Origin of the sequence: Streptomyces ossamyceticus (genome assembly GCF_001418475.1) — a bacterium.
Lineage (GTDB): Bacteria > Actinomycetota > Actinomycetes > Streptomycetales > Streptomycetaceae > Streptomyces > Streptomyces ossamyceticus.
Genome location: NZ_LIQX01000360.1, coordinates 1 through 4,639, shown reverse-complemented (window position 1 = coordinate 4,639; position 4,639 = coordinate 1). Strand labels below are relative to the sequence as shown.

Sequence of the window (4,639 nt, the reverse complement as noted above, 5' to 3'; positions counted from 1 at the left end):
GCCAGCACCTCGTGCCGGGCGGCGCTCAGCATCTCCCCCTGGATCCGCCGCATCCTCCGCAGCCGCCGCACCCGTTGCTCGTGCCCTTCCCGCCGTTCCTCCTCCGCGAGGTCGGGACTGATCCGCACCCCGATCTCGAAGGCCCGACGCAGCAACCGCTCGGCCATCTCCTCCGGGAGTTCCTCCTCGTCCTCGATCTCCTTCAGCCGCCGCTTCGCCGCCTTCGCGGCCCGCACGGCCAGCGCCTTCTCGAACTCCTTCTCGGCGCCCTCGTCCGCCCGCACCCCCAACCGCCGTACGAGCCACGGCAGCGTCAGCCCTTGCAGCACCAGCGTCGCCATGATCACGCCGAACGCGATGAACACGATCTCGTCCCGGTCGGGAAAGGGCCCCCCGTCCGAGGTCTCCAGCGGGATCGCCAGCGCCAGCGCCACGGACGCCACGCCCCTCATCCCCGACCACCACATCACCACGGTCTCGCGCCACGACATCGGGATCTCCTCGTCGTAGTCGCGCTTCGCGTGCAGCCGCCGCGCGAGCCAGGTGGCCGGCAGCAGCCACAGCAGCCGTACGAGGACCACGACGGCCACGACCGCCGCCGCCCAGCCCAGCATGTCGGCCCATCGCCCGGACGCCGTCCTGACCGCGTTGTGCAGCTCCAGCCCGATCAACCCGAACGCGACGCCCGTGACCATGGTGTCCACGACGTCCCAGACGGTGTGCCCGGCGAGCCGCGTCATGACGTCGTCGGCGCCGAGCGCGTACTCCGCGAGGAACAGCGCGGTGGTGAGCACGGCGAGCACCCCGGACCCGTGCAGCTCCTCGGCCATCACGTACGACGCGTACGGCACGAGGAGGGTCAGGCCGATCTGCAGCGTGGCGTCGTCGAGGAAGTCCATCAGCTTGTTGGCCGCCCAGCCGAGCGCGAGCCCCACGGCGACGGCCACGACACCGGAGAGCACCAACTGGAGCGCGGCGTGGGGCAGTGAGAAGGAACCGCTGACGACCGCCGCGATCGCCACGTGGTAGAGCACGATGGCGGTCACGTCGTTGAAGAGGCCCTCGCCCTCCAGGATCGACACCAGTCTGCGTGGCAGCCCGAGTTGCCCGGCCACGGCCGTCGCCGCCACCGGGTCGGGCGGTGCGACCAGCGCGCCCAGCGCCACGGCGGCGGCGATGGGCAGCCCGGGCACGATCGCCTGGGCGACGGCGGCCACCGCGGCGGTGGTCACGAACACCAGCGCCACGGCCAGCAGGAAGATGGGCCGCCGGTTGGCCGCGAACTGCCGCCAGGAGGTCCGCCGCACCGCCGCGTACAGCAACGGGGGCAGTACCAGGGGCAGGATGAACTCCGGCGGGATGTCGATGTTGGGCACGAAGCCCGGCAGGGCGAGGGAGATGCCCAGCAGCGTCATCAGCACCGGCGCGGGCAGCCCGAGCCGCTCCCCCACCGGCACGCTCAGCACGGCCCCCAGCAACAGGACGAACAACAGGGCCAACTGATCCACGCTGAGCACCCCGACGAGGTCTAGACGATTACCTCAACAGCCCCCAGAGTGCCACGCCCCCACATCCCGCCCCGTTCCGTCCGACGTCGGGCCTCAGCCCTACAGCGACCGCCGCATGGCCCGGTGCGGTATCCCCGCGTCCGGGAACTCCGGCCCGTACGCCTCGTACCCCAGCCGCTCGTAGAACCCCAGCGCATGCGTCTGCGCGCCCAACTGCACCGCGGTCAGGCCCCGCGCGCGTGCCGCGTCCTCGACGGCCCGTACGAGCGCGACGCCCACACCCAGCCCGCGGGCCGCCGGCACGACCGCCAGCCGCCCGAGGGAGCCGACGCCCGGCTCCCCACCGGTCTTGCCGGCGGCGGCCGCCCCGTGGAGCAACCGACCGGCGCCGAGCGGCACCCCGTCGTCCCGCACGGCGAGCACATGCACGGCCATCTCGTCGTACGCGTCGTACTCGAGGTCCTCCGGCACGCCCTGCTCGACGACGAAGACCTCCTTGCGCACCGCGAAGCACATCGCGCGGTCGGCGGGGTCGTCGGCCACGCGCACGGCGTACGCCACCGGCTCCGGCCTCGCGGACACGTCACTCACGCGTAGGTCTCCTCCCGCACCTTGTCGAGGGCCTTCTGCAGATCGGCCGGGTAGTCGCTCTCGAACTCGACCCAGCTGCCGTCCCCGGGGTGCTCGAAGCCGAGCCGGACCGCGTGCAGCCACTGCCGGGTGATCCCGAGCCGCTTGGCGAGCGTCGGGTCGGCCCCGTACGTCAGGTCGCCCACGCACGGGTGCCGGTGGGCGGACATGTGGACGCGGATCTGGTGCGTGCGCCCGGTCTCCAGCTTGATGTCGAGCAGGGAGGCGGCGCGGAACGCCTCCACCAGGTCGTAGTGCGTGACGGACGGCTTGCCCTCGGCGATGACCGCCCACTTGTAGTCGTGGTTCGGGTGCCGCCCGATGGGCGCGTCGATGGTGCCGCTCGTCGGGTCGGGGTGGCCCTGGACCAGCGCGTGGTACCGCTTGTCGACGGTCCGCTCCTTGAACTGGCGCTTCAGGAACGTGTACGCGTACTCGGACTTGGCGACCACCATCAGGCCCGACGTGCCCACGTCGAGCCGGTGGACGATGCCCTGGCGCTCGGCGGCACCGGACGTCGAGATCCGGTACCCGGCGGCGGCGAGCCCGCCGATCACGGTCGGCCCGGACCAGCCGGGGCTGGGGTGGGCGGCCACACCGACCGGCTTGACGATCACGACCACGTCATCGTCGTCGTGCACGATCTCCATGCCCTCGACCGGCTCGGCCACCACCTGCACCGGTACGGGCGCCTGCGGCATCTCGACCTCCAGCCAGGCCCCGCCGCGCACCCGCTCCGATTTGCCGACCACCGACCCGTCGACCGCCACCTTCCCCGCGGCGGCGAGCTCCGCGGCCTTGGTACGGGAGAAGCCGAACATGCGGGAGATGGCGGCGTCGACGCGCTCGCCCTCCAGGCCGTCGGGCACGGGCAGGGTACGGATCTCGGGAAGCGTGCTCACCCGTCGAGTATGCCGGACCGCCACGACACGCCCGACCGCGCCTGTGGAAAACTCCCACGCCCTCGGCCGTGACCGGGGCGTTCGGACCGTGCGCCGGGGCGCTCAGTCCTTGTGGACGGTGCCGTCCGGGTCGAGCCCCCGGAAGGACAGCAGTACGATCAGGATGCCGCCGCACACGATCGCCGAGTCCGCCAGGTTGAACACGGCGAAGCCCTTGGGCGCGATGAAGTCGACGACCGCGCCCTCGAAGACACCCGGCGAGCGGAAGATCCGGTCGGTGAGGTTGCCCAGCGCGCCTCCCAGCAGCAGTCCGAGCGCGATCGCCCAGGGCAGGCTGTAGAGCTTGCGCGCGAGCCGGGCGATCACCACGATCACGATCGCCGCGATCATCGTGAAGATGATCGTGAATGCCTCGCCGAAGCCGAAGGCCGCGCCCGCGTTGCGGATCGCCTCGAACTTCAGCCAGTCCCCGATGATCTCGATCGGCTCGTGGTGCTCCAGCTTCGCGACCACGATCATCTTGCTGACCAGGTCGAGCGCGTACGCCAGCGCGGCGACCCCGAACAGCACGGCGATACGGCGCTTGCCGCGCGGACGCGCGGACGCGTCGGCACGCGCCGCGTCTGCGCCGTTCCCGCTGTCGGCCTGCTCCGGGTCCGTGCCCGCCGCCTCTGGGATGTCCGGCGTACCGATGATGCGCTCCGCCTCTGCCACGTGAGTCCCTCAACCTAGGTTCCTGACTGAGGACAAAGGTACGACACGACCTCCGGGGACCAGCGGCTCAGGCGGGGATCACTACCGCCGTTCCTGCTTCTGCTTGCACTCGACGCAGAGCGTGGCCCTCGGGAAGGCCTGCATGCGCGCCTTGCCGATCGGGTTGCCGCAGCTCTCGCAGAGTCCGTACGTGCCCGTGGCGAGCCGATCCAGGGCGCGCTCGGTCTGGTCGAGCATCTCGCGCGCGTTGTTGGCCAGCGCCATCTCGTGCTCACGCGTGATGTTCTTGGCGCCGGTGTCGGCCTGGTCGTCGCCCGCGCCGTCGCCGGAGTCCCGCATCAGACCCGTGAGCGACTTCTCGGAGGCGTCCAGCTCCGCCCGCAGCCGCATCGCCTCGGACGTCAGCTCGGTACGGGCCTCGGCGACCTCCTCCGGGCTCCAGGGGTCCTCACCGGGCCGTACCGCCAGTTCTCCGGGGTCCGCCGCGGCGGGCCGTGCCTTGGGGACGGCGGTGGGCTTCTTCGCCGCCGTAGCCGTACCAGGAGTGTTCTTCGCAACCACCGTCGTGGCTCCCGTCGTCTCGGCGGCCTCGGCCGCGCCCGCCTTCTCTGCCTCCCTCGTCGCGGAGGTGTTCCGGGCGGTGCTCTTCTTGGATGTGCTGCTCTTCGTGGCCACCGTCTTCCCGGCGGCACCCTTCTTGGCCACGGCTCTGGTGGCCGTGCTCTTGTCGGCCGCCGACCGCTCGGCGGCACCGTCCTTCCCGGCGGCCTTCCGGGCCGCTGTCTTCCTCACCGCGGCCTTCTCGGCCGTGGTCCCCCGCGCCTCGGTCTCCTCGCCCTCGGCCTTCTTCCCCTCGATCTGCTTGCCCTCGGCCTTCTTCCCCTC

The 4,639-nt window shown here is 71.6% G+C and carries 5 protein-coding genes; all 5 read right to left on the bottom strand.

Going from position 1 to position 4,639, the window contains the following annotated elements:
- A partial coding sequence (locus AOK15_RS25440) for a Na+/H+ antiporter (protein WP_055520686.1) occupies positions 1-1,508 on the bottom strand: 1,508 nt, incomplete at its 3' end.
- A 99-nt stretch (positions 1,509-1,607) separates the two neighbouring features.
- Complete coding sequence (locus tag AOK15_RS25435) at positions 1,608-2,024, bottom strand: GNAT family N-acetyltransferase (protein WP_055520685.1); 417 nt, start codon at positions 2,022-2,024, stop codon at positions 1,608-1,610.
- A 71-nt stretch (positions 2,025-2,095) separates the two neighbouring features.
- Complete coding sequence (locus tag AOK15_RS25430) at positions 2,096-3,040, bottom strand: RluA family pseudouridine synthase (RefSeq protein ID WP_055520684.1); 945 nt, start codon at positions 3,038-3,040, stop codon at positions 2,096-2,098.
- 102 nt (positions 3,041-3,142) lie between these two features.
- Positions 3,143-3,754, bottom strand: coding sequence for a signal peptidase II (lspA, locus tag AOK15_RS25425; protein WP_055520683.1), 612 nt, complete (start codon positions 3,752-3,754; stop codon positions 3,143-3,145).
- A gap of 81 nt (positions 3,755-3,835) precedes the next feature.
- Positions 3,836-4,639: TraR/DksA C4-type zinc finger protein (locus AOK15_RS25420; RefSeq protein WP_055520682.1), on the bottom strand; the 804-nt coding region annotated here is incomplete at its 5' end.